Genomic DNA, 3,767 nt, shown 5'->3' with positions numbered 1-3,767 from the left:
TTAGATTTTACGATATAGGCGGCATCCATCATGGCAAAGAAACAGTTCAAGGCGGAGTCCAAGCGGCTGATGGATCTGATGATCAACTCCATCTACACCCACAAGGAGATCTTTCTCCGGGAGATCATCTCCAATGCCAGCGACGCCTGTGACAAGCTGTGCTACCAGGCCCTGACGGATGACGCCGTGGGCATGAGCCGCAAGGACTTCAAGATCGAGATCAAGGTGGACAAGGAACACCGGACTCTGACCGTCTCCGACAACGGCATCGGCATGGACAAGGAGGACCTGGAGAACAACCTGGGCGTCATCGCCTCCTCCGGCTCCTACAAGTTCAAGCAGGAGGTGGGGGACGACGCCAAGGACACCGACGTCATCGGCCAGTTCGGCGTGGGCTTCTACTCCGCCTTTATGGTGGCGGACCACATCACCGTGGTGACGAGGAAGTACGGCACCGACGCCGCCTGGATGTGGCAGTCCTCCGGCGCCGACGGCTACACCATCACCGAATGCGAGCGGGATGCCGTGGGCACGGACATCATCATGCACATCAAGCCGGACACCGATGATGAGAAGTACAGTGAGTTCCTGGAGTCCTGGCGGCTCCAGGAGCTGGTGCGGAAGTATTCCGACTACATCCGCTTCCCCATCCGAATGGAGGTCTCCAAGACCCGCCGGAAGGAGGGCAGCCCCGATGACAAGCCGGAGTACGAGACGTATCAGGAAGAGGAGACACTGAACTCCATGGTGCCCATCTGGCAGCGGCGCAAGTCCAGCGTGAAGCCGGAGGAGTACAACAAGTTCTATCGGGACAAGTTCCACGACTACGCCGACCCCCAAAAGGTCATCGCCGTGTCCGCCGAGGGCGCCGTCACCTACAAGGCGCTGCTGTTCATCCCCGGCGCCACCCCCTTCGACTACTACACCAAGGAGTATGAGAAAGGGCTGCAGCTGTACTCCAATGGCGTCCTCATCATGGACAAGTGCGCCGACCTGCTGCCGGAGCACTTCCGCTTCGTCCGGGGGGTGGTGGACTCTCCCGACCTGTCCCTGAACATCTCCCGGGAGCTGCTCCAGCACGACCGGCAGCTGAAGGTCATCGCGGCCAACCTGGAGAAGAAGATCAAGAGCGAGCTTGGTAAGCTGCTGAAGGACGACCGGGAGGGCTACGAGAAATTTTGGAAGAACTTTGGCCGGCAGATCAAATACGGCGTCGTCAGCGAATACGGCGCCCACAAGGACCTGCTGCAGGATCTGCTGCTGTTCTACTCCTCCACGGAAAAGAAGCCCGTCACCCTGGCGGAGTATGTCTCCCGGATGAAGGAGGAGCAGAAGTTCATCTACTACGCGGCCGGCGAGAGCTTGGAGAAGATCGACAAACTGCCCCAGACCGAGGGCCTGCGGGAGTCCGGCACGGAGATCCTCTACTTCACGGAGGAGGTGGACGAGTTCTGTGCCCAGATCCTTCACACCTTCCAGGACAAGGAGTTCCGCTCTGTCCTGGACCAGGAGATCGAGGAGGGTGCCGAGAAGAAGGCCGAGGAGGCCGCAGACGCCCACAAGGCCGTGTTCGACTTCGTCAAGGAGACCCTGGGAGATCAGGTGAAGGAGGTCAAGGCCAGCGCCCGGCTGAAGTCCCATCCCGTGTGCCTGACGGCAGGGGAGGGCCTGAGCTTTGAGATGGAGAAGTATTTCCAGGCGGTCCAGCCGGACAGCGCCATCCGCGCCGAGCGGATCCTGGAGCTGAATGTGGAGCACCCAGCTTTCCAGGCCCTGGAGGCCGCCGTGACGGCGGACCCGGAGAAGGCCAAAAAGTACGCCACGCTGCTGTACGACCAGGCTCTGCTGATCGCAGGTCTGCCCCTGGAGGATCCCTCCGGCTACACTGATCTGGTGTGCGAGCTGATGAAATAAAATACCATGCGCAAAAGCGGCCCCGGGTAAAACCCGGGACCGCTTGTTTGATTTGCTTCAGGACGGATCTCTCTGCCATCCCGGCGTTTTTTCCATCGGGTAGGGGCGGCCGCCCGAGAAGACGGCCGCGTGGATCGGTACCGCCCTCACCGCCGCTCCACCAGACGCTGGTAGTGCTTGTACAGGGCGGAAAACCGGCCCTGATAGCTGTGGTTCCAGGGCTTGCGCTTGCCGCAGAAGTGGAGGATGGCCGTGTGGTCCATCACCCAGTCCATGTCCCGCTCCCCTTGGCTCAGCAGCAGGTAGCGGTCAAACCGCCGGGCGTCGTAGTTCCACAGGCTGTCGTCCACCCCCAGGATCTGTCCGCCGTACAGGCCGTTGAGCACGTCCTGGTCCGGCAGCAGCAGAATGTCGGCGTGCTCCCGGGCATAGTCGAAGATGTCACCCGGCCGGACCTCCCGCCGCATGGCGGACAGATCCATCACCAGTACGCCGGAGTTGTAGTAGGCCTCCGCCTCATAGTTCTCCAGCCGCAGCCGGTTCACCGGGTCTGTGATGCCCGCCAGCAGCCCGGTGTGGGTGGCGGCGGCCATCAGGTCTCCCTCCAGGTCCGTATCATACAGGGCCCGGACAGGATTGATTACCAGAATGTCCGGGTCCAGATACAGCACCCGGTCCAGAGAACGCGGCAGCAGCTCCGCCGCCAGCAGCCGGTAGTACATGGCCCGGGTCCAGTACCGGGCCACCGGCGCGTCGGCGAACAGGTCCGCCGGCACCTCCAACGGGTGGATGCGCCCCCGACCGGCGCAGAGCTCCTCCAGTGCCGCCCAGTCCTCCGGCAGCAGGCCGTCTCCGATGGCGTAAATCTCAAAGGTCTCGCCAGGATCATTCCGCAGCAGAGAGCCCAGCATCACCCGCAGGGGCGGGAGATAGTTGCGGTCCAGTGTCACCAGAATGTTCATGTGGTCAAGCCCTCCGATCCGTTGGTCCGGGCCGTGTCCCGGTAATAGGCCACCAGCAGGTCCACCACCGTCCCGTAGGAGCGGATGCCGTCCTCTTGGCCGTAGCCCTTCAAAATCGTGTCGTACACCTTCTGGCTGGCATCCGCCGCAGCCCCCTCGAAGGATGCCCAGTAGGCGTTGTTAGATGCCAGATCCGCCCGCACCGTGTCCGGAAGGCTGTCCCGGATGGCCTGCCAGGCCGCCGGATCCGCCTGGTACAGGGCGTTGCCCAGGTGGATGTACCCCATCAGCCAGCCGGAGTATTCGTACACCGGATCGCCGCTGGTGGTGGAGGCCAGCACCGCCAGGAAGTTGCACTCCTGCTCCGAGGCGATGCCCCGCTGGTGGGACAGCTCGTGGGCGATGGTGGAGGGGATCAGGCAGGCGGGGGCGTCCACGTTGATGTTGGACTCCCCGGTGAAAGCAAAGTAGACGCCGGTGAAGTTCATGGCGCTCATGACCCTGGAGAAGAACATCCGCTTGGGCGCCCGGTCCTCAAATTCCAGGAAGGGGAACAGGTCCTCCGCGCCCTGGTAGATGTCCGTGCTCCCGGCAAAGATCTCGTTCAGAGACGCATTGAACGTCCCCGCCTCATCCCGGGGCACCTGGTCGGCTGTCTGCGCCAGATTTTCCGCGAACCACGCGGTCACCGCCGTCAGATCCGGGAGCGATACCTCCTCCGCCCGGATGCCGGACCGGTCCTGGAAGGTGTCCGTGTAATAGCACACCCCCCACAGCAGGCAGGTAGCGGCGCAGACGCTCAGCCCGGCGCAGACCGCCCCCAGAACCGCGCTGTAAGCCCGGCGCTTCCGCCGCCCTCTGGCCCTGACTACCGCCGTGATGTTCCATACC

At 62.8% G+C, this 3,767-nt stretch carries 3 protein-coding genes; 1 reads left to right on the top strand and 2 read right to left on the bottom strand.

Annotated features, from left to right (window positions below; all coding sequences use genetic code 11):
* The first annotated feature begins 30 nt into the window (after window positions 1-30).
* Window positions 31-1,914, top strand: coding sequence for a molecular chaperone HtpG (gene htpG / locus QVE23_RS07805; protein ID WP_287967882.1), 1,884 nt, complete (start codon window positions 31-33; stop codon window positions 1,912-1,914).
* 146 nt (window positions 1,915-2,060) lie between these two features.
* On the opposite strand, the gene QVE23_RS07800 is transcribed toward htpG, so the two are convergent.
* Together QVE23_RS07800 and QVE23_RS07795 are read right to left on the bottom strand one after the other, a co-directional pair.
* Entirely contained in the window at window positions 2,061-2,876 is an 816-nt protein-coding gene (locus QVE23_RS07800) for a glycosyltransferase family 8 protein (protein ID WP_021748022.1), read from the bottom strand.
* Window positions 2,873-3,767, bottom strand: an 895-nt coding sequence (locus QVE23_RS07795) for a DUF3810 domain-containing protein (protein ID WP_502919081.1), incomplete at its 5' end; no start/stop codon positions are given. The genes QVE23_RS07800 and QVE23_RS07795, both read right to left, overlap by 4 nt.

This window comes from Oscillibacter sp. KLE 1728, from assembly GCF_934833455.1.
Lineage (GTDB): Bacteria > Bacillota > Clostridia > Oscillospirales > Oscillospiraceae > Oscillibacter > Oscillibacter welbionis.
The sequence above is the reverse complement of the archived record's forward strand: the minus strand, read 5'-3'. Positions and strand labels throughout refer to the sequence as shown.